The following is a 19,450-nucleotide window of genomic DNA, read 5'->3' as shown; positions in this document are numbered from 1 at the left end:
TCACCGGGCCGCCGGGGAGGTCCAGGCGCGGACGTTGCGCCGGGCGAAGTCGTGGAAGGCGGCCGGTGGCCGGCCGGTGACCTTCTCGATGTCATCGTTGGGCGTGGAGCCGTTACCGGAGATGATGCTGCCGGTCAGCCAGCTGAGCATCACCGCGTAGTCGGCGGGAACGAGGCCGGCCGCGACCGCACCGCCGATCCACGCGCCGGGTTCGATGTCGTGGTGCCTGACGGGCCGGTTGGTCACGGAGGCGATGGCGTCGGCGACTTCGCCGACCGTGAGAGCCTGCGGGCCGGTGGGTGCGTACTGCGCGCCGGCGTGGGCCTCGGGGGTGAGCAGCGTCTCGACCGCGACTGCGGCGATGTCGGCCGCGTCGACGAAGGCTTCCGTGCCGCCGCCGGTCGGTACCGTGATCACCCCGTCGACGACCGGCAGATGCGGGTCGCTGAAGTTCTGCATCACCCATGCCGGGCGCAGGATGGAATGCGTGATGGCCCCTCGGACGGCGAGGCCGACTTCTACGGACTTGATGTCGACCTCCGGTGGCGCCTGGTCGCCGCCGTAGGTGCTGAGGTACGTGACGTGGTGCACCCCTGCGGCTTCGGCGAGGTCGAGGAAGGCGGCCACCCGGTCGGCGTAGGTGACCTGCAGGACGGGTGTGACGAGGTAGAGCCGGTCGACGCCGACGAGGGCACCGGGGTGGGTGGTCGGGTCGTCCCAGTCGAACAGCACGTCGGCGCCGTGGCGCGCCGCGGTGCGGGCACCCAGTCCCCGCTCGGCGAGCTTCCTCGCCACGAGCGAGCCGGTCCGCCCGGTGCCGCCGAGGACGAGTGCGGTCTGCGGTGATCCAGTCATGGATCAATCGTGAGAGCGCTCCATGAGTGAATCAATGCGCGCATCGCTCATTCTTTTACGTCAAACGCTCGGACCTGTGCCCAGCGTGGTTGTCTCGCTGATACTGATCGCGTGGACATACTGCAGGATCACCTTGCGCGGGCACGGGCCTCCGGCGCCGTCTTCGCCCGGACGGTGGCCGAGCCGCCGTGGGGGCTGCGGCTGGCCGGTTCGATCCAACTGGCCGTGCACACCGTCGTCCGGGGCAGGGGATGGCTGTGGCTCGACGACCCCGGCAGCGCGGTGGAACTCGTGCCGGGGGAGGTGACGCTCGTCCGCGGCGGCCCCGATCACCACATCGGGCACGAGCCGGGCGCCGCCTGCCTCGAACCGGAGGAATTCCGGGCCCGGCACGCCCACGACGGGGAGTCCGAGGACCCTCGGGCGACGGTCTTCCTCTGCGGTGCCTACCGGTTCTCGGGCGACATCGGCAGCGGGCTGCTGGAGGCACTGCCGCAGGTACTGACCCTGTCGGCGGCGGTCGGCGATCCGCTGCGGGACGTGATCGCGCTGCTGTCGCACGAGCTGGCCACCCCTGAACCCGGCCGGTCCATCGTGCTGGACCGGCTCCTCGACGTCCTCCTGGTGCTCGCCATCCGCAACGACTTCCGCCGCAGCCCGACCGCACCCCGCTGGTACCAGGCGTCCACGGACCCCCGGTTGAAGGCTGCTCTGCAGGCGATGCACGAGAACGCCGGCCATCCCTGGTCGGTTCCCGAACTCGCCGCGATCAGCGGCCTGTCCCGGGCGGCCTTCGCACGCACCTTCCGCGACGCCCTCGGCCGGACGCCCATGCAGTACTTGACCGACTGGCGGATGACTCTCGCCCGCGACCACCTGCGCACCGGCGACATCGGCATGACGGCCATCGCCCGCACCGTCGGCTACACGTCGCCCTACGCGTTCGCGGCCGCTTTCCGACGCCACCACGGCGAGCCGCCCGGGACCTGGCGGCAACGGCAGTCGCTCCGAGCGGAGGCACACCCCGGGAACGATCCCCACGCCCACTGACACTGCCCGACTCTCCCACGCCAGAGCCAAGGCCGGCGTAGGGTGGATGGCCTTGTCGGTGGTGAGGCGAATCAGAACACAGCTGCTGGCCCGTCTAGGGGCCCACATGGTGGGGGAACGGTCATGGTGGGAATCGATTGGCGCAGGTTATGCGGGCGTGGGCGTTGCGGGCAGGCATGCGGGTTGCTGCTCTCGCTGACAATGCTGGTGTCGATCACGGCCTGTTCACAGGAGACCGATGACCAGAAACTGCGCTTCCTGGCCGCATCGGAGAAGGCCCAGTCCAGAAGGGCGCAGGAAGAGCGGAAGATACGGGAGTCGATAGGCCGCCTGGGCTCCGTGACCGGCGTTCATCATGTGCTGACCCGCTTCATGGACACGTGTGCCGGACCTGCCTCACAAGCTCTCTGGGGCTCGGACGATCCTCAGCACACCCTCGTCTGTGACATGGAGGCCGCCGCCTACTTCGGCGTCCGGGGCGACATCGTCGAAGTGCTCCCCAGGATCCGCGCTGCTGCCATCGCGAACTGGGGTCACCAGGACGAGCATGGTGAAGACGTGCCGTATGCCGGCGGATCGGTGCGTTACGCGCTGGACTACTACCGCAACCATGGCCGGTACCCGGACGGAGCTCTGATGTCCATACCGGAACTCGAATCCCCTGGCCTGCGGATCAACTGGGACCTTGCGCCCCACCAGCTGGTCGATGAAGCACGCCCGTGCCCACCGGCCGGATACGCTTACTTCCGCTGCGAACTCACCCCAAGTCCGGCAGCGACTGTCCATGCAACGCGCACCGAGTACGGTGTCGTGCTGGTCTTCGAGATCGGCACGCGGATGGGCTCATCCGCGCACCATTACTACACCGTGCCTCGCCGCCCGTAGAGTACCGGCGGGTTCAGCGGGCGGTGAGCCCCTGGGCGTTGTGCGTTCGATCTCGGCGGCCCAGCCCGAGCTCTTTCAAGGGCCGACTCGACCTGGAGGAACACGGCGGTCGAACCTTCGGGGGTCGTCGCCATCCAGGTGGCCCAGCGGGTCCTGGCGATGGCCGCCGGGATCTGGCGCAACAACAAGACCGGTCATCCGGTAGCTGGTTGCCTGCGTCACTGATCGCATCGAGCAGCCACCAGCTCACCGGGTTGGCATGCCCCCGTGCGGGCTGTTGACCACCAACGGCACCGACCCCTCAACGAGGTAGTCGTGCCCGGGGTACTCGACGTGGAGGTGACCGCCGTCCTCGGCAGAGGCCATGCCGCGCAGATTGTCCGCGAGCACCGACCTGCCGGTGGAGTCACCGCTGATCACAAGGAACTGCCGCTCGGAGTCCAGGTGGACAAGGACCCCGGGGCCGGGAGCGTTCTTGACCTCGACCCCCGCCAGGCCATCGCCGCCCGGCGAAGAGGTGAGCAGCCCCTCGCCCTGGGCCACCGCGTCTGCCAGGCGGTTCAGTTCTTCCGCCGACGCGGAGAGATCCACTTCGTCGTATGCGGGGTCGCAGACCAGTCTCACGGGCGTCACTCCTTCAAGATCGGACTCCCATGATGCCCGCAAGATCGTCCGTCACGCGTCCGGGTCGGCAAGGCCGGCCAGCGGAGCTGACGGTCCACCACCGAACGACCTCTGACGCACCGCTCCGGTTTCTTACACGCTTTTGCCGTCGCTCTGCCGTGCCTGCGAAGTACGCCCGGCAACGTTGTGCCCGCAACCGAGGAACACCGGGGGATCCGGGAAGTCCGAGGAACCCGAGGCAGAGGAGAGGGCAATGACGTACAAGAGAACGGCGCGGCGTGCGGGGCTGGCTGTGAGCATGATGGCGGTGACGGCCTCGGTGCTGCCGACCGCGACCGCCGCCGCGGTGCCCGCGAAGGGGCCCGCGGCCACGGTGGCACCCGCCTGGTGCCCGACCGTGGGCGGGTACCAGGTCGACTGCGGCCGGCTGGACCGCCCGCTCGTCGCGGGGAAGCCGGAGCTCGGCAAGGTCAAGGTGAGTTACGCGGTCGTACGCCACAGCGCGCCCGGCCCCGCCAAGGGCACCGTCGCCGTCAATCCGGGCGGCCCGGGCGAGACCTCGATCGACAAGGCCGAGGGGTTCGCCTGGGGCCTGGAGGGCATGCTGAAGGACCACGACCTGCTGCTCGTCGACCCGCGCGGCACCGGGAAGTCGCAGCCGGTCCCGTGCGGGGTCACCGACGCCGAGTACCGCTTCGGCACGCGGGCCCAGCAGCGGGCCGCGGTCGAACGGTGCGCCAAGAACCTCGGGCCCAAGGCCGCCGGATACACCTCGGCGGCCACCGCCGACGACATCGACGCGATCCGCGCCCACCTCGGCGTACCGAAGCTCAGCCTGTACGGGCTGTCCTACGGCACGTACCTGATGCCGGTGTACGCCTCCCGCCACCCCGAGCGCGTGCGCTCCATCGTCCTGTCCGGCGCCTACCCCCTCGAGCTCGACCCGCTGGGGCGGCCCAGCGCCCAGGCGGTCTCGTCGAACCTGCACCGGGTGTGCGAGCGCAGCGTCCCCGTCGCATGTGACGGCAAGCAGGCCGTGCGGGACCTGGCCACCACGGCCGCGCGGCTGCGCGCCGAGCCCATGACGGTGCCGATCACCACCGGACACGGCGTCTACAAGAAGCGGTTCACCGAGGACAAGCTCGCCAACCTGATGTTCGAGGCGGCCAGCAGCCAGGTCGGCCTCGAGCCGGACAAGCCCTCGCTGCTCGGCCAACTGCCCCACGCCCTCGACCGCTTCGTGAAGGGCGATGCCGCGCCGCTGCGGACGTTGGTCCAGGAGGAGGGGAAGACGGGCAGCACGGTGGACCAGGCGCCGTACATCGCGGTCACCTGCAACGACTACCGCAAGGCCTGGTCGAAGGACGCGCCGCTGTCCGAGCGGTGGAGCCAGTACAACGCCGCGCTGGCCGCCGTACGCCCCGGTGAGCACGGGGCGTTCAGCGCCAAGGGCTTCACCGAGGGCACCACGGACGCCGGCGACGTGTGCATCGGCTGGCCGCGTGAGAACACCCCTGACCCGCAGCCCACGAAGCTCGAGCTGCCGGACGTCCCGGTCCTCGTCCTCTCCGGCGACCTCGACGCCAACACGCCCGAGGTGAGCGGGAAGAAGGCTGCCGAGCAGTTCCGCAACAGCCGGTACTTCTCGGTCCGCAACATGGGGCACGTGCCCGAGCTGGAGCTGAGCCGCTGCGTCACCGGGGTCTCCTCGCACTTCCTCCGCACCGGCGAGCCGGGCGACACCTCCTGCCTGCGCACCCTCCCGCCGATCGCCGTCACTCCGGTCCGCGGCTGACGGGCCGGTGCCCTGACCGCTTCCACCACCGACGAAGATGATCACATGACCGATGAAACGGGGCACCGCCGGACGGTGATGGTCGTCGAGGACGACCCGGGAGTGCGCAGCACCCTGGACCAGCTGCTGCGCTTCGAGGGCTACCGGGTGCTGATGGCCTCCGACGGCCTGGAGGCCCTCGGCCTCCTGGGACAGGAGCGGCCCGACCTGGCGGTGGTGGACGTGGTCATGCCGGGCCTCGACGGCCTCGGCCTGTGCCGGATGCTGCGCAGGCGCGGCGACCGGCTGCCCGTCCTGGTCCTGACGGCCCGGCACGAGGTGGGCGACCGGGTCGCGGGACTCGACGCGGGCGCCGACGACTACCTCGCCAAGCCGTTCGCGACCGAGGAGCTCTTCGCCCGCATACGCGCGCTGCTGCGGCGCACCGAGCCGCCCGAGGACAGCGGGGCCCTGACAGTCGGGGACCTCACCCTGGACCCCGCGTCCCGGCAGGCGTTCCGCGGGGAGCGGCAGCTGGACCTGACGAAGACCGAGTTCGACGTACTGGAACTGCTGCTGTGCCATCCGGGCGTGGTCCTCAGCCGGTCGCAGATGTACGAGCGCATCTGGGGCTTCGACTTCGACACCACGTCCCGCTCCCTCGACGTCTACATCGGCTACCTGCGCCAGAAGACCGAGCAGGGAGGCGAGCCCCGGCTGATCCACACCGTCCGCAACGTCGGCTACACGATCCGGCCCGCATGATGCTCCGTACGAAGATCACCGCCGTCGTCGCCGCGGCCGCCGCGCTCGCCATCTCCCTCGCCGCCTTCATGTCGTACCGGGGCGTGAGCAACCTGGTCGCCGACGAGCTCGAGCGAGGGCTCGACGACCGTACCAACACCGTCATCACCCTCCTGGCCGCCGGCCGGACCCCGCCCACCCGGCCGGACACGTTCGAGCAGGTCGTGTCCGCCCAGGGGGCGGTAAGACCGCTGGCACCCGGCCGGGACGCCCTGCCGGTCACGCCGGACGCGCTGCGCGTGGCCCGGACGGGGAAGGGAGAGAGCCGCGCGGACGTCGTCGTCTCCGGCACCGAGTACGGCACCCTGACCAGACCCCTGCCCGGCGGCGGGGCGGTCATGGCCGGCCAGAGCTACGAGGGCGCCGCGCGCGTCGACGACCAGTTCCTGTGGCGGATCTCCTGGACCACCGCGGCCGCCATCGGCTTCGCGGCGCTCCTCGGCTGGCTCGTCCTGGGACGGATCCTGCGGCCGGTCCGCCGACTGGCCGTCACCACCCAGCGCATCACCACCACGCAGGACCTCGCCACGCCGCTGCCGCCCGCCGGATCCGACGAGATCGGCCAACTGACGTACAGCTTCGAGCACATGCTCGCCGCGCTGCGCCGCTCCCGCGCCCAGCAGCAGCAACTGGTCCAGGACGCCAGCCACGAGCTGCGTACGCCGCTCACCTCGGTGCGCGGGAGCGCCGAGTTGCTGCAGCGGGCGCGCGGCAGGCTCGACCCCAAGGACGAGGAGCAGATCCTCACCACCCTGGTCACCGAGACCGCCGCCCTCGATGACCTGGTGCGCGAGCTCGTCGAGCTGGCCACCGACCGCTACACGGAAGAGGAGCCCGAGGCCGTCGACCTTGCCGTCGCCGCGGAGGACAGCGCGCAGCGCTTCCGCCTGCGGACCGGGCGCGTCGTCCTCGTCATCGAGGACGGTGCGAACCCGCCGGTGCCGGTGCGTGCCCGGCCGCGCGCGCTCCAGCGGTGCATCGACAACCTGCTGAGCAACGCGGTGAAGTTCAGTCCCGAGGGCACCCCGGTCGCCGTGCACATCGGCGGGGGCAAGCTGGCCGTACGGGATCAGGGCCCGGGCATCGCGCCCGGCGAGCAGCACGCCGTCTTCGACCGCTTCTACCGCGGCCCCCGGACCCAGGCGACGCCCGGTTCCGGTCTCGGTCTGGCCATCGTGTACGACATCATCGCGGCCGACGCCGGAACCGTCTTCGCCGCCACGGCGGACGGCGGCGGCGCGGAGGTCGGCTTCGACCTCCCGCCCCACGACCAGGGCGGTTCGAATGGGCCGACGGCACGGAGGCGTTCCCGGAGAACACCTTGAACCGGCGGGCGGGGCCCAGGGCTTGGCCAAGGGCCCCTGGGAGGCGACACCGCAGGCGATCGGGTACCGGCTGAGGACGTGTGAGCCATCACCGGGTCTCCGGCTCGGGTCACTGGGTGGAGATCTTGTGGACGGTGGTGTCGTCGGGGTCCAGCCGTCGCCCGTCCGAGGACAGCACTTCCAGTGCGCGGAGGCGATGTCCCTGTCGGCGGTCGACCAACTCCGAGTGTGATTCGCCGGGGGTGAAGAAGTTCTGTTCGCCCCACTGTCGCAGTGCCACGATGACGGGGAAGAGCGCCTTGCCCTTCGGAGTCAGTACGTACTCGCGGTAGGCGCTGCCGTCCGAGGCGGGGACGGATTCGAGGACACCGCCGGCGACCAGGGTGCGCAGACGTGCGGTGAGGATGTTCTTCGCCACGCCGAGGCTGCGCTGGAACTCCCCGAAGCGTCGGCTTCCGTCGAAGGCGTCCCGCACGATCAGCAGGGACCACCAGTCGCCGATCGCGTCCACCGACCGGGCGACGGGACATTCGCTGTCGTCGAAGCGAGTCCTGGCCACCATGGCGTCCCCCACTCTCACAACGGTTGCAACATGCTACCAAAGAAGTTACCGTCGCCACTGGTGGCAAGATGAAACCAGATGCGCGGGGGAGTGCTGATGCCCGGTAACTGTGAGGCTGTGACACGGCGGACCGAGGCCCGAAAGGGGGAAGTTTCCGAGTTCGTCCCGTCCCGTGGTGTCGTCATACTGTTCGCCGTCGCCTGCGGGGCCGCGGTGGCCAACGTCTACTTCTCCCAGCCGCTCCTGGTGACCATGGGCCGTGACCTCGCCATGAGCCCGGCACTTGTCGGCAGCGTGGTCACCCTCACGCACGTCGGGTACGGGCTGGGACTCTTCTTCCTCGTGCCGCTGGGTGACGTGGCCGACCGCAGACGGCTCATCGTGGCCCAGTTACTGTTCCTGGTGGTGGCGTTGGCCGTGGTGGCCACCGCCCGCACGGCGGCGATCCTGCTCGCGGGCATGGCCGCGACGGGGCTTCTCGCGGTCGTCACCCAGACGTTGGTGGCCTTCGCGGCATCGCTGGCCCCTCCCGCCGGGCGCGGCCGGGTCGTCGGTCTGGTCACCAGCGGCGTGGTCATCGGAATCCTGCTCGCCCGCACCGCATCCGGCCTCATGGCCGATCTCGCGGGCTGGCGCTCCGTCTACCTCGCCTCGGCGTCGCTCACCGCTCTGCTCGCCCTGGTCCTGTACCGAGTGCTGCCGCGTCACAGCGACGCTCCGCCGACGACCCTGCGCTACGGACAGCTCCTGCGCTCCACGATCACCCTCTTCGCACGGGAACGACTGCTGCGGCTCCGGGCCCTGTTCGGTCTGCTGATCTTCGCCGCCTTCAGCACCCTGTGGAGCAGCGTCGCGTTGCCGCTCAGCGAGGCCCCGTACTTCCTGTCCCACAGCGCGATCGGGGCGCTGGGGCTGATCGGTGCCGCCGGAGCCCTGGCCGCGACCGTGGCGGGCCGCCTGAACGACCGCGGACTCTCCCGGCGGACCACCGGCATCGCCCTGGCACTCCTCGCTGTCTCGTGGCTGCCCCTGGCCTTCACCCGCAGCTCGCTCTGGGCCCTGGTCGTCGGGGTGATCCTCCTCGACCTCGCCGTACAGGCGGTCCATGTCACCAACCAGACCCTGATCTACGCGCTGCACCCGGCCGCGGGCAGCCGGCTGATCGGCGGATACATGGTCTTCTACTCGATCGGCAGCGCCACCGGCGCCATCGCCGCGACCTCCCTCTACACGGTGGCCGGCTGGGGCGCCGTATGCGCACTGGGTGCCGCGTTCAGCTGCCTCGGGCTCGTACTGTGGGCGTTCACGCGACACAGCACCCCCGACCCCGCCGCCAAATGACCTCTCGCAGCGAAGCGTGAGCATGGACCGGGGGAACACGGTGGCCGGGGTGTTCGGGGGCGACCTGTTCGTACGGACGGCGACGCGGGTGGCCGTACGCGATCTCACCCGTCACCGGCTCGCGGTCACACGTCCCAGGTGACCGGGAGGCTCTTCACCCCGTAGATGTCCGCGGTCTCCGGGCGCAAGGCGATCTCCTCGGCCGGTACGGCCAGGCGCAGCGTGGGGAAGCGGTTGACCAGTGCGGGTAAGGCGGCCCGCATCTCGACGCGGGCAAGCTGCTGGCCCAGACACTGGTGGATGCCGTGGCCGAAGGCCAAGTGCCCGCCGTCCTGTCTGCGGAGATCGAGCACGTGGGGATCGGCGAAGCGCTCGGGATCGCGGTTGGCGGTGTGGTACGACAGGATGGCCGTCGTGCCGGCCTTGATGATCTGGCCGCCCAGCTCGACGTCCTCCAGCGCTGTCCTCATGAAGGTCTTGGCGACGCTCAGATACCGCAGCAGCTCCTCTGCGGCCTGGTCGGCGAGCGCGGGATCAGCGCGCAGCGCGGCCAGTTGCGCCGGGTTGCGCAGCAGCGCGAAGGTGCCCAGCGCCAGGGTGTTCGCGGTGGTGTCGAAACCTGCCACCAGCAGAATCAGGGCGATCCCCCTCAGCTCCTCGTCGGTCAGATCGCTGTCGGTGAGTTCGCTGAGTACGTCGTCGGTGGGGTTCGCGCGCTTGGCGGCGACCAGCTCTGCAAGGTAGCGCTGGGCCGCGGTGTAGGCCGCTATCTGGTCCTCGTCGCTTGTCTCCCCGTTGAGAAACGACTCGATCTGCTCCTGGAAGGAGCCTCGGTCCTGGTACGGCACCCCCAGCAGCTCACAGATCATGATGGCGGGGATGGGCTTGGCGAACGCGGTCACCAGGTCCGCCGGTGGCCCGGCCTTCTCCATGGCGTCCAGGTGCTCGGTGGTTATCTGCTCGACGCGCTCGGTGAGGAGCCGCATCCGCCGTGCGGTGAACTTGCCCACCAGTGGTTTCCGATAACGCCCGTGCTGTGGCTCGTCCATGAGGAGGAACTCGCCGGGCGGCGCCGGAGGGATCTCCATGCCGGTGATGTCGATGGACGGGTGGAGCATGAGCTCCTTGCGCGAGCTGAACCGCGAGTCGGCCAGGACCGACCTGACCAGGTCGTACCCGGTGATCAACCAGCCGGCCTTTCCTCCGGGGAAGGTGTAGCGGCTGATGGGGCCGTGCCGACGGGCATCGAGCAACTCTGCCGGCGGGTCGAAGGGGCAGCCGGGCTGACGCGCCGTCGGCAGCGTCGTGACGGCATGCAGGGATTCACCCATGACCATTCCTCATCTCGCGACAGTACGCGTTTGGAACGGATTAAAAGCTACGTTGCGTTCAGAGGACCGTCAATCGGTCGAGTGGTATTTTCCCAGGTGAATGGCGGTAAATTGATGCAATGACGCTGGGCTCGAATGCAATGCTGTGTTGCAATGAGTTGCGACGAAGGCAATGCTGACGGCATGCCAGGATGACGGCGCGCGTGTGCCTGGACTCGTTGCTGTCCGAGGACGGCAGGCGCACCGCGGCCGAGCCGACCCGCAGGCTGAAGGCCGGCCCGGCCTCCGTCTCCGTGGCCGTGAACTACCTGGTCCAGCACGGGTATCTCCGGCGCGACATCTACGTGGTTGACGACGGCGCCTGGTGCCGCTCGATCATGGTCAGCACGCGGCGGACGCTTGAGGCGGCGCAGGCCGCGACGGCTGCGGCGGAGACGCCCGGGCTCAACAGCCCCGTGGGGCAGCGGCCGGCCAGGGGAGGGGCGTTCCTGGGGCGGCTCAGCGCCTGCCCGGTGCCCTTGACCGCCTTGTTGAACTCCGCGTCGAACTGTTCACGCCCGGTCTTGGCCACGAGGGTACCGTCTCGTCCACGTCCTCATCCCAGCCAAGTGCATGGAAACGTGCTCGGGCGGCGGGGTTCGGGGCGGCGTCATGTCGGCCCCTCGCAGAAGGGCGGGTCCGCACCTGGGATCATGAACGCATGTCCGAGGAACCGAACCTGATGTCAAGCCTGTGGCCGCTTGTGCCGTCCGGGGCCGCCGACTGGCTGCTGGAGTTGTGCGGCGACGGCATCACAGGGTTCATGCCTCCGGCGATGCCCGACGCGGTGTGGGTGCTCAATGCCATGTACGAGCAAGAGCAGGGGCCGGAGGATGTGTCATACCACGAGTACCACCAGGCACGTCTGGCAGATGGAAGCACCCTGCCCCACATCGTCGCGGGCTTCGACCTCGACGCCGTGAGCGTCGCCACGGGAGGAGGACTGGGCCGCGCCCAGCACCCGGGCCCCGGCTGGCGACGGCTGCGCTGGGCCGAGCTTGCCCAACGAACCGGCGACCCGGCCGTGCCCGACGGGCTGATGCCCTCATACCGTTGCTTTCCCTCGGCCAAAAAGGAGGGCAGCTGGCCGCTGGGCATGATCCCGCCGACCGAGGGGAGCCTGGATCGTGAGACCTGGAACCGGCTGATCGCCATCCTCACCCAGTACAGTTCCGCGGGCCCGGACACCCGCTGCCTGGCTTACTGCAACCCGCTGATGCTCGGAGCCATCGACTTCGACAACCTCCACGTGCGTGCGGGTCGACTCGGCGACGCCGAGATCCTGTATGACCAGTCCGAGGCCGACTTCAGCCCGTCCAACCTCTGGGCCGATGACCACTCATGGGTCCTGTGCACCGACTACGACCTGTGGGCCACCAAGGTCGCCGGGCCCCCAACCCTGATCAACGCGTTGCTGAACGACTTTGAAGTCGAGGCGATGCGACTGCCCTGGGCACACTGACGGGGGAGCTGCTTCGGCCCCCTGTTCAGCCCCGCAGCGCGCATGCACATGTCCGCCAACACCGGTTTCCACTCCCTGAGATTGGTTGGCATCCTACGATCCTGTGGTCGGCGGCTGCTGGGAGTACGGAGATCGGGTTACGGCCGTCTGTCCGCCGAATGGCGGCCATAAGCGGCTCCGGTCCGGTCTGTGGCCTTACACCGGTTGTATCGATGACTGTGGTGTGAGGGGAGCCGGAAGCGATGACGAACAGGTACCGGCCGGTGGTGGCGTCCAGACCTCGCGGGCCCGCTCGATCCGCGCCGCCTTCGGCGCGTTGGTCAACGACCACCTCGGCGGCCTCTTCGACGCCGAGACAAGCTCGGAACTCGACCTCTCCGCGCCGCTGACGGCTCGGTCGACGGCCGGTGCGCTGTCTACTTCTTCGCAGCCTTGGCCGCTTCGTCCCCCGCGGTGGCCGTGGCGCTGCTGCCCCCCGCCCAGCCCGCAGGGGACTTCTCGTCGCTTCCCCCCGCGCAGTTTTCGCCCGTCTTCGCCACGCTCTTGCCCCTGTACAACTCCCAGCCGCGGAGCGTCCAGGTGGGCCCCCGTTCGATCATGACTCGGGATGGCATATCGGGCCCGTCGCCTGCCGCCTCATCACAGCCGCAGACGACCCCCAGCTTCACACTGATCTCGCAACAGCTCTCGGCGGACGGCCAGGGGGTATATGACGCCGCCTTGATCATGTGACGGGGCGGAGGCGGTCCCGCTGGAGGCGTTCCATCGGTCCGTTGCTGCGCCGAGCCGGATGCACCGTCACATCCACCGGAAAATAGTAGCCATGGACATAGTGTCCATGTAATCTATTCGGCATGAGCAAGGTTTCACCGGGCCCTACGCCCGGCTTCCTGGTGTGGCGGCTCGCCAACAAGTGGCGCGTCGCGGTCGATCGCGCGGTGGCGCCGCTGGGCCTCACGCACGCGCAGTACTCGCTGGTCGCATCGCTGCACGGCATGCAGCGCGTCGGCGAGCGGCCCAGTCAGCGCCGCCTCGCCGACCACACCGGCCTGGAGGCGTTGTACGTCTCGAAGCTGGCGCGCGCCCTGGAGTCGGCCGACCTGATCGAGCGCACCCGCGATCCCCGCGACCCGCGCGCCGTACAGCTCGCCCTCACCGAGCAGGGCCAGGCCGTCACGCGGCAGGCCATCGACGTGGTCCAGGAACTGCACCAGCAGTTGCTGGAGCCGCTCGGTGGCCTCGACGCCCCGCGGACGCGCGCCTTCACCGACGAGCTGACGACCCTGCTCGACGCACCTCTCACTCCATCCCTGCCGAACGACCCAAGGGGAACGCCATGACCGCCACCGCATCCACCACTGCACCCGTCGCCGACGCTCGCGCCCTCGGCCTGGCTCACTACGCCGCCCGCGGTGTACTGGAACACGTCCTGGCCCGGCACGGCGTCACGTTCCAGCAGCAGGTCGTCCTGCGCGCCGCCATCACCGCCAACGCCCCACGGACGCCGGACGATCTCATCGCCCAGGTCCAGGGCTCCCTCAAGGCCGACCCGGCCGACATCCGTGCCACCCTCGACGAGCTGCTGGTCAGGGAGCTGCTCATCACGGACGGCACGTACCTTCGCCCCACGGACGCGGGGCGTGAGCTGCTCGCCGCCGTCGGCGCGGAGACCGCCCCCATCACCGCCCGGGTCTGGGGCGGGATACCCGCCGAGGACCTGGCCGCCGCCGGTCGCGTCCTCGCCCTGGTCACCGAGCGCGCCAACGCGGAGCTTGCGGCGCTGACCACCTGACCTCCCGACCGGTCCTGTAACTGGCTGTGATTACAGGGTGGTTCGCGTGAGGCTGCGACCGCATCGGGCCGGGTGCGGGGCCGGCCGGCCGGACCGCGGACCCGGATCTTCTTGAGCACGGGGATGAACTGGGGGCTGTCGGCAGCCTGTCCTGCGGTCAGGATGAGTGCGAGCGGGCGGCACTTGCGGTCGGCGGCGGATGCGTCTTCGCTCTTCACGTGTGGGATCGTCGCCGTCGTCCTGTCCGGCTTGTCCTTCCGGGCTGCCCCCTTTTGCCGGGCCTTCTCCTCGGCGGCGGCGGCCTTCTCCAGGGCGGTCAGGATCTCGTCGTCCACGTGCATCTCGGCGCCGTCGTGGTGGGCCCGTGCGGTGGTGGAGTCCACGCTGACCAGTGAGAGGTCCACCTCCTCCCGCTTCGCGGCTTCGGCGATCAGGCCCTCAAGCAGGGCCTCGAAAGGTACGGCTCAATGAACTCCCACTCCGCATCCGTCAGTTGCTCCCGCGTCATGGAAGACGGCCTACTGGAACACGTCATGCAACACGGAAAGTCCCACAGATCGATCACGACTCGATACGCGTTCTAGGGCGTTTCGGAAGTGAATTTGGGGCGGAGTACGCGGGGGTGTAACCCTCGGTCTTGTACGCGGTGAGCTGTGCTGGCCAAAGCTATTCCGTGTCGCTGTTGATCCAGAGGCCCAGAGCCGCAGCGGTCTCGGCGGGGCTGCGGCCGGTGGTGGTGAACTCCCGGTTCACTGCGTGCCGAAGTTCTTCCGCGTCCTTGAGTGCTTCCTCGATTTGGTCGAACTCCCACCCGCGGGCGGCAAGGCGGGTACGTCGGTCCGCGTCGGCGCAGTCGAGGCGTGCCCAGGCGACGGGCGGCGGGTCCGCGGTCGCTGCAGACGCGCTTGCCCATTCGGTCGGTGTCAGGGGGACACAGCACCAGTACGTCTCCGCCGGCCCGGAGCATCATGGCCGCGATCTTCACCCAGAGCCTGTTGTAGGCGGGCCATACGGAATCCGCCGTAGGCGAGGTGATGTCGATACCGAGCAAGCTGCCGTCCGACTCAGGGAGTTCGTCGAAGTCGACTGTGCCGAACGGGTATGCCGCCAGATATGGCAGGAGGGTGGACTTGCCGGCCCCGGGAGCACCGGTGACGACATAGAGCCTGGACATTCTGCCTCTCCTGGTACGTGGTGCTGAGTCAGCGGGTCCGCATTACTTTACCGTCGCGGGTGAAACCGCTGGTCGCAGCCATTCGTTGAGAGCCGCGACCAGGACGGTCGCCTGGCGTCGCCGGAGGCGGGCGGCTGACCGCGACCCGGGCGGCCGGGCTTCTCCATTCGTCGCCGGTCCGGTCAGGCGTCCGTTCCACCGGGCAATTGCCCCAGCGCTCCGCTGCCGGAATGGCCTGGTCAGTGGAGCACTCCGGACCATAGAGTCATGATCATGACTGAGGAAACCACGCCCGACACCGCCCTCCCGGCGACGCTGACCCGCCACGTGGATGCCGAGACCTGCGCCGACCCGAGCAGTGTGATGACCCTGCTGGCCGAATCGGACGCCGCCGGCGGCTTCACGAGCTACCGGTCCACCTTCAGCAGGGGGGCCGTGGGAGCCCCGGCGCACTTCCACACCAAGGCGACGGAGCTGTTCTTCGTGATCAGCGGGTCCCTGCAGGTGCTGGTGGGCGACGAGGTCACCGTCCTGAACGCGGGCGACTTCCTGGCGGTGCCGCCGCGCACCCCGCACGCCTTCGCCGCGGCGCCCGGCGCCGAGGCGGACGTCCTGTTCGTGTTCACCCCGGGTATGGGCCGGTTCGACTATCTGCGCCTGCTCGGCCGGGTGATGCGCGGCGAGGCCGACCCGAAGGAGATCGCCGAGTCCGCGGAACGCTTCGACAACCACTACGTCGACAGCCCCGCATGGCGTGCCGCCCTGGAGCGCTCGGCGTGATCGACTCCACGAACCACATCCGTGTGGCCCGCCCCTCACGGGACCTCGCCGCTGCGGAACGCTTCTACACGGACGGCCTCGGGCTCGAAGTCCTGTGGCGCACCACCGAGCGCACCCCGGGCGAGCACGATCTCCTCATGGTCGGCCCGCCCGGCGGGTCCTGGCACTTCGAGCTGACGCACGACCCCGAGCGTCCGCTGGAACCCACCCCGACCGTGGACGACCTGTTCGTTGTCTACCTGGGGGCCCCGGTGGACGAGGCCCTGATCACCCGGCTGGTCGCCGCTGGCGGCACCCGGGTCCCCGCGCACAACCCGTACTGGGACGAGCACGGCGCGACGATCATGGACCCGGACGGCTACCGCCTCGTCCTGTGCGCTCGCACCTGGGGCTAGTTCAACTTCGCTGACACCGAAGCAGGTTGGTCGAGACGGGACAACGCCGCTCGGCGTGGCTGTCTCTGGCCTGTGCTGCTCTATCCCGGATAAGTGAGCATATCCGGGATAGAGAAACCGGCATGACGTGGCAGCCCGGGTCCTGCGTCCACCTGCGGCCGGGGCCGCGGTCGGCGGGCACCAGGAATTCGAGTTCCTCGCGCAGCGCGGCGATGAGAACGAAGCGTGGCGTGTGCTACTTCGTCGCGGTCTTCCCGCCCGCGTGTGCCGGCAGGCGCTCCGACGGGGTACCCCACGCTTAGGGCGATCTTTGTGTTCGACCTCATTTGCTGCTTGATCGGGCGTCGGATTCACGCGATCAGCGCGCATCTCGGGGAAGGCCCGAGTTCTGAGAGGGCTTACGCGAACGGTGACCTGCGGAGACGGATCACGTCCGGGGCTCTCGCAGAACTCTCGCGGATGTCCGTTTATGAGATGAGGCGGGGCCACCGGATGCATAGGCTCAAGGCCGTGGCCGATGAGATACAGAGAATCGTGACGGAGCTGCCGGATCTGAAGGGCGTCACCGGCGTCTGGACGGTAGCCGACGACCGGGTCGCGCAGGGGGACGCCGCCTTCGCCGCAGACCTCGGCATCGCACTCGCCAGGACGTACGGCTCTGAGGGGCAGATGTGGCAGTACAAAAGTGTTTTCGACTATCTTCTTCGGCTGCTGGCCACCACTGCTGGTCCTGAGAATGTTGCCCAGGCGCTGCGGCTGGTCTCCTCGGCCGAGGTCGCCAGCAGAAAGCTGGATCGCTACACGGCCTCGCTGCTGGCTTCCAGCCACGAGGCTGCGGACCTGGTTGCGGCGTTCACCGGCCGGGCTTCGGAGGAGCTTCGGGCCTGCCTGGTCCACGAACTGGTTCTCAGGGGCGCGGTCGTCGAGGAGACGCCGGGGATCACGGATTGGGCGACGTCGTCGCATTGGGGTCATCACCCGTTGGGCTGGCTGCCTCTGACGCTGTCCGATATAGAAGGGAATGCGGACCTGCCGAGTTACGGCATCTGTGGCACCAGTCATCCGATGCCGTACGGACCATCGGAGAGCCGTGAACTGGCAGTGATCGCCGACGCGCGTGTTCCGTCGGCGCGGGAGACGACAACACAGGCCACTGCCACGGCCATGAGAAAGGCCGTGGCGAACTGGGCCGAAGAGTCCAACGGGCGTATTGAGACGCGGGTTTTCGACCTCACAGCCCCCTTGGACGTCGAGTCGGTCCCGAACGCGCTCCTGATGCTGGGGCTGCAGTGTCTGCACGGAGCAGGCAAGAAGACCGCGCTGTCGGTCGCTGTCCTTCCGCCAGCCCAGGCATGGCGAGTGCTCTTCGCCTCGGCATCGACGGGAGGGGCGTACAACTTCGGTTCCTATGGCGCCTACGGCCGCCTGTTGGCCTGGCAGTCCCTGGCCGCGCTGGCCGGAAGCCCGGAAGGCGCCACCGCCGACGAGGTCGAAGCACGTGTGCGGGACTGCATTTGGCACGGCTTCGACGCCGATACGAAGTGGTTCAGGCAAGTGGCCTGGGACATCGGTCTGGTCGCCCTTGCGCGAGACCGTCGGCGCCTGGCTGTAATGGCCGCGACTGACACTGACTGACGTGCCCGAGGCCCATGCGTTGAGCCGATAACCACCCTCACCCGACGGCTACCGGCTGCGTGCCTCCGCCGCGCACGCCCGAGGGCGAACCGGCTGCCGCCCCGGCGTGACGGGCCGGCCCAGCTGTGCCGTGGACGACGATGCCGTTCCGTACGATCGCCTTCTTGTGGGAGACCGGGCTCTCCCGTGACGGAAACTCGGATGCGGGTGCCGTACGGCCGCCCCTAGGCTGCGCTCGCGGGGAGGGCGAGGCGCGGTATCGACCGTCAGCGGATCGGAGATGAATGGGGTATGACCAGTCAACTGTTCGCGATCTGCTTCAATGCGACCCGACCGTCGGGCCTGGCACGGTTCTGGTCCGGGGTTCTGGGCTGGGAGTTGGCCGACGGTCCGGACGACGACATCGCGATCCTGCCCCCTGATACCGCCGGGTTCCGCATCCGTTTCCTGCCGAGCCAGGAGCCGAAGATCGGTCAGAACCGGGCGCACTTCGACCTGACGAGCACCTCCCCGGAGGATCAGCAGCAGACGGTGGCCAGGGCGCTGGAATTCGGCGGGAAACACATCGACGTGGGCCAACTCCCGGAAGAGGGGCATGTGGTGCTCGCCGACCCGGATGGGAACGAGTTCTGCGTAATCGAGGCGGGCAACAAGTTCCTCGCCGACACCGGCTTCATCGGAGCGCTGGCCTGCGACGGTACGCAGGAGGTCGGCTACTTCTGGAGCGAGGCGCTGCGGTGGCCGCTGGTCTGGGACCAGGACCAGGAGACCGCGATCCAATCGCCGAACGGCGGTACGAAGATCACGTGGGGTGGTCCTCCGGTGGCGCCGAAGAAGGGCAAGAACAGGCTGTACTTCGAGCTGGCGCTCCCCGCTGATGCCGACCGGGAGGCGGAGGTCGACCGCCTGATCTCGCTCGGCGCGACGCGCACCGGCATCGACGAGAGCGACGGCGGCCGAGTGCTGATGCTCGACCCCGACGGCAACGAGTTCTCCGTGCAGAGCCCCCGGTAGCGGGGCTGTTGTCGGGTGACCGCGCGTTTCATAGGCGTTCGCCTATCCCAGTCCGCCCACGCCTGGCGGGCTGCGGGCGGCAGGGGCTCGTCGACGCCTTCTCTGTAGAGCGAGCGGCCCGCCGTGGACCGCCCCTCGCGGTCGAGTACCCCGAGCATCAGGTACTCGCCCTCGCCCTCGGCGAGCGCGGACAGCATCGGTGCCCCGGGCCGGCAGCCCACCAGCGTGACCGGGATCTCCGGCGGCTCGGGCCGCTCCTCATACAGCCCGTTCACGCTCAGGCAGGTCCCGTAAAAGATGGACTCGGGCCACCCGCCGGCCAACTCGAACTGCGGAGGGTCCGGCAACCCATGCCGCCCACTGTCCGGTTCGCTCACCACGGTTGTCAGTCGCCGGTGATGGTACGGCGGGGTGTGGCTGTGACGACCCGGACCCAGCTCATCGCCGGCTCGACATCGGCGTTCTCACGGGTCGTGCAGCGTCTGCCGCTGGCCGTCATCGAGTTCGGTGGGCGACCGACCCATCCGTTGCAGCCGGACCGGGACGTTCCGCCGTAGGACGGTTCGACATAGCCGAGGACTGTGCTCTTGAGGATCCAGCGGTGGTTC

The 19,450-nt window shown here is 69.1% G+C and carries 19 protein-coding genes and 3 pseudogenes; 14 read left to right on the top strand and 8 right to left on the bottom strand.

Annotated elements, in window-relative coordinates; all coding sequences use genetic code 11:
- Entirely contained in the window at positions 1-855 is an 855-nt protein-coding gene (locus DXZ73_RS03390; RefSeq protein WP_116209542.1) for an NmrA family NAD(P)-binding protein, read from the bottom strand.
- Between the two features lie 111 nt (positions 856-966).
- On the opposite strand from DXZ73_RS03390, the gene DXZ73_RS03385 reads away from it, so the two are divergent.
- The 3 genes and pseudogenes from DXZ73_RS03385 to DXZ73_RS40505 all read left to right on the top strand — a co-directional run.
- A complete protein-coding gene (locus DXZ73_RS03385) occupies positions 967-1,905 on the top strand; it encodes an AraC family transcriptional regulator (protein WP_116209541.1) in 939 nt (312 codons plus the stop codon).
- 123 nt (positions 1,906-2,028) lie between these two features.
- Positions 2,029-2,790, top strand: coding sequence for a hypothetical protein (locus DXZ73_RS03380; RefSeq protein ID WP_240351131.1), 762 nt, complete (start codon positions 2,029-2,031; stop codon positions 2,788-2,790).
- A 71-nt stretch (positions 2,791-2,861) separates the two neighbouring features.
- Positions 2,862-3,015: pseudogene (locus DXZ73_RS40505) on the top strand (IS982 family transposase); the annotation flags it as partial.
- 21 nt (positions 3,016-3,036) lie between these two features.
- Here the strand turns inward: DXZ73_RS40505 and DXZ73_RS03370 are convergent.
- On the bottom strand, positions 3,037-3,414 hold the full coding sequence (locus DXZ73_RS03370) for an Imm32 family immunity protein (RefSeq protein ID WP_116209540.1): 378 nt from the start codon (positions 3,412-3,414) through the stop codon (positions 3,037-3,039).
- 253 nt (positions 3,415-3,667) lie between these two features.
- Between DXZ73_RS03370 and DXZ73_RS03365 the strand changes: the two genes are divergently transcribed.
- From DXZ73_RS03365 to DXZ73_RS03355, 3 genes are read left to right on the top strand one after another with little or no spacing between them, the layout of a single operon-like run.
- Positions 3,668-5,209 (top strand): alpha/beta fold hydrolase, encoded by a 1,542-nt coding sequence (locus DXZ73_RS03365; protein WP_116209539.1) that lies wholly within the window; start codon positions 3,668-3,670, stop codon positions 5,207-5,209.
- A gap of 45 nt (positions 5,210-5,254) precedes the next feature.
- Positions 5,255-5,953, top strand: a complete 699-nt coding sequence (locus tag DXZ73_RS03360) for a response regulator transcription factor (protein WP_116209538.1) — start codon at positions 5,255-5,257, stop codon at positions 5,951-5,953.
- Positions 5,950-7,317, top strand: a complete 1,368-nt coding sequence (locus DXZ73_RS03355; RefSeq protein ID WP_116209537.1) for a HAMP domain-containing sensor histidine kinase — start codon at positions 5,950-5,952, stop codon at positions 7,315-7,317. Before DXZ73_RS03360 ends, DXZ73_RS03355 begins: the two co-directional genes overlap by 4 nt.
- A 109-nt stretch (positions 7,318-7,426) precedes the next feature.
- Here DXZ73_RS03355 and DXZ73_RS03350 read toward each other — a convergent pair whose 3' ends face one another.
- Positions 7,427-7,879, bottom strand: coding sequence for a winged helix-turn-helix transcriptional regulator (locus DXZ73_RS03350; RefSeq protein WP_116209536.1), 453 nt, complete (start codon positions 7,877-7,879; stop codon positions 7,427-7,429).
- Positions 7,880-7,975: 96 nt separating this feature from the next.
- On the opposite strand from DXZ73_RS03350, the gene DXZ73_RS03345 reads away from it, so the two are divergent.
- The gene (locus tag DXZ73_RS03345) at positions 7,976-9,220 is read left to right on the top strand and encodes an MFS transporter (protein WP_205519095.1); all 1,245 of its coding nucleotides are present in this window, start codon (positions 7,976-7,978) and stop codon (positions 9,218-9,220) included.
- 125 nt (positions 9,221-9,345) lie between these two features.
- On the opposite strand, the gene DXZ73_RS03340 is transcribed toward DXZ73_RS03345, so the two are convergent.
- Positions 9,346-10,551 carry a cytochrome P450 gene (locus DXZ73_RS03340; protein ID WP_116209535.1) on the bottom strand — a complete coding sequence of 402 codons (1,206 nt, stop codon included), beginning with the start codon at positions 10,549-10,551 and terminating at the stop codon, positions 9,346-9,348.
- A 340-nt stretch (positions 10,552-10,891) separates the two neighbouring features.
- The gene (locus DXZ73_RS37860) at positions 10,892-11,122 is read right to left on the bottom strand and encodes a hypothetical protein (RefSeq protein WP_162890001.1); all 231 of its coding nucleotides are present in this window, start codon (positions 11,120-11,122) and stop codon (positions 10,892-10,894) included.
- Positions 11,123-11,251: 129 nt separating this feature from the next.
- On the opposite strand from DXZ73_RS37860, the gene DXZ73_RS03330 reads away from it, so the two are divergent.
- Positions 11,252-12,052, top strand: a complete 801-nt coding sequence (locus DXZ73_RS03330; protein ID WP_116209534.1) for a hypothetical protein — start codon at positions 11,252-11,254, stop codon at positions 12,050-12,052.
- Positions 12,053-12,468: 416 nt separating this feature from the next.
- On the opposite strand, the gene DXZ73_RS37855 is transcribed toward DXZ73_RS03330, so the two are convergent.
- Positions 12,469-12,651: a hypothetical protein gene (locus DXZ73_RS37855; RefSeq protein ID WP_162890000.1), complete on the bottom strand. Its 183-nt coding sequence runs from the start codon at positions 12,649-12,651 to the stop codon at positions 12,469-12,471.
- Positions 12,652-12,906: 255 nt separating this feature from the next.
- On the opposite strand from DXZ73_RS37855, the gene DXZ73_RS03320 reads away from it, so the two are divergent.
- Both DXZ73_RS03320 and DXZ73_RS03315 read left to right on the top strand, forming a co-directional pair.
- Complete coding sequence (locus DXZ73_RS03320) at positions 12,907-13,392, top strand: MarR family winged helix-turn-helix transcriptional regulator (protein WP_116209532.1); 486 nt, start codon at positions 12,907-12,909, stop codon at positions 13,390-13,392.
- A complete protein-coding gene (locus DXZ73_RS03315) occupies positions 13,389-13,844 on the top strand; it encodes a MarR family transcriptional regulator (RefSeq protein ID WP_116209531.1) in 456 nt (151 codons plus the stop codon). The genes DXZ73_RS03320 and DXZ73_RS03315 overlap by 4 nt, the downstream gene beginning before the upstream one ends.
- Before the next feature lie 44 nt (positions 13,845-13,888).
- Here the strand turns inward: DXZ73_RS03315 and DXZ73_RS40500 are convergent.
- Positions 13,889-14,044: pseudogene (locus DXZ73_RS40500) on the bottom strand (IS5/IS1182 family transposase); the annotation flags it as partial.
- 69 nt (positions 14,045-14,113) lie between these two features.
- A pseudogene (locus DXZ73_RS40495) lies at positions 14,114-14,299 on the bottom strand (hypothetical protein); the annotation flags it as partial.
- Between the two features lie 992 nt (positions 14,300-15,291).
- On the opposite strand from DXZ73_RS40495, the gene DXZ73_RS03305 reads away from it, so the two are divergent.
- The 4 genes from DXZ73_RS03305 (at position 15,292) to DXZ73_RS03290 (ending at position 18,842) form a co-directional block, all read left to right on the top strand.
- On the top strand, positions 15,292-15,798 hold the full coding sequence (locus tag DXZ73_RS03305; protein ID WP_116215386.1) for a cupin domain-containing protein: 507 nt from the start codon (positions 15,292-15,294) through the stop codon (positions 15,796-15,798).
- A complete protein-coding gene (locus DXZ73_RS03300) occupies positions 15,768-16,193 on the top strand; it encodes a VOC family protein (RefSeq protein WP_116209529.1) in 426 nt (141 codons plus the stop codon). Before DXZ73_RS03305 ends, DXZ73_RS03300 begins: the two co-directional genes overlap by 31 nt.
- A 510-nt stretch (positions 16,194-16,703) precedes the next feature.
- The gene (locus DXZ73_RS03295) at positions 16,704-17,828 is read left to right on the top strand and encodes a DUF6183 family protein (protein ID WP_116215385.1); all 1,125 of its coding nucleotides are present in this window, start codon (positions 16,704-16,706) and stop codon (positions 17,826-17,828) included.
- A 291-nt stretch (positions 17,829-18,119) separates the two neighbouring features.
- A complete protein-coding gene (locus DXZ73_RS03290; RefSeq protein ID WP_116209528.1) occupies positions 18,120-18,842 on the top strand; it encodes a VOC family protein in 723 nt (240 codons plus the stop codon).
- Positions 18,843-19,450: the final 608 nt, after the last annotated feature.

Source organism: Streptoverticillium olivoreticuli subsp. olivoreticuli (assembly GCF_003391135.1).
In the GTDB taxonomy this organism is placed as follows: Bacteria; Actinomycetota; Actinomycetes; order Streptomycetales; family Streptomycetaceae; genus Streptomyces; species Streptomyces blastmyceticus.
This window is presented reverse-complemented; position numbering and strand designations above follow the sequence as displayed.

Coding starts and splice junctions, on each gene's coding strand:
- DXZ73_RS03340 (WP_116209535.1), bottom strand. CDS start 10,551: ATGGGTGAATCCCTGCATGCCGTCACGACGCTGCCGACGGCGCGTCAG.
- DXZ73_RS03305 (WP_116215386.1), top strand. CDS start 15,292: ATGACTGAGGAAACCACGCCCGACACCGCCCTCCCGGCGACGCTGACC.
- DXZ73_RS37855 (WP_162890000.1), bottom strand. CDS start 12,651: ATGATCGAACGGGGGCCCACCTGGACGCTCCGCGGCTGGGAGTTGTAC.
- DXZ73_RS03360 (WP_116209538.1), top strand. CDS start 5,255: ATGACCGATGAAACGGGGCACCGCCGGACGGTGATGGTCGTCGAGGAC.
- DXZ73_RS03290 (WP_116209528.1), top strand. CDS start 18,120: ATGACCAGTCAACTGTTCGCGATCTGCTTCAATGCGACCCGACCGTCG.
- DXZ73_RS03350 (WP_116209536.1), bottom strand. CDS start 7,879: ATGGTGGCCAGGACTCGCTTCGACGACAGCGAATGTCCCGTCGCCCGG.
- DXZ73_RS03355 (WP_116209537.1), top strand. CDS start 5,950: ATGATGCTCCGTACGAAGATCACCGCCGTCGTCGCCGCGGCCGCCGCG.
- DXZ73_RS03330 (WP_116209534.1), top strand. CDS start 11,252: ATGTCCGAGGAACCGAACCTGATGTCAAGCCTGTGGCCGCTTGTGCCG.
- DXZ73_RS03300 (WP_116209529.1), top strand. CDS start 15,768: ATGGCGTGCCGCCCTGGAGCGCTCGGCGTGATCGACTCCACGAACCAC.
- DXZ73_RS03365 (WP_116209539.1), top strand. CDS start 3,668: ATGACGTACAAGAGAACGGCGCGGCGTGCGGGGCTGGCTGTGAGCATG.
- DXZ73_RS03345 (WP_205519095.1), top strand. CDS start 7,976: ATGCCCGGTAACTGTGAGGCTGTGACACGGCGGACCGAGGCCCGAAAG.
- DXZ73_RS03315 (WP_116209531.1), top strand. CDS start 13,389: ATGACCGCCACCGCATCCACCACTGCACCCGTCGCCGACGCTCGCGCC.
- DXZ73_RS03390 (WP_116209542.1), bottom strand. CDS start 855: ATGACTGGATCACCGCAGACCGCACTCGTCCTCGGCGGCACCGGGCGG.
- DXZ73_RS03380 (WP_240351131.1), top strand. CDS start 2,029: ATGGTGGGAATCGATTGGCGCAGGTTATGCGGGCGTGGGCGTTGCGGG.
- DXZ73_RS03320 (WP_116209532.1), top strand. CDS start 12,907: ATGAGCAAGGTTTCACCGGGCCCTACGCCCGGCTTCCTGGTGTGGCGG.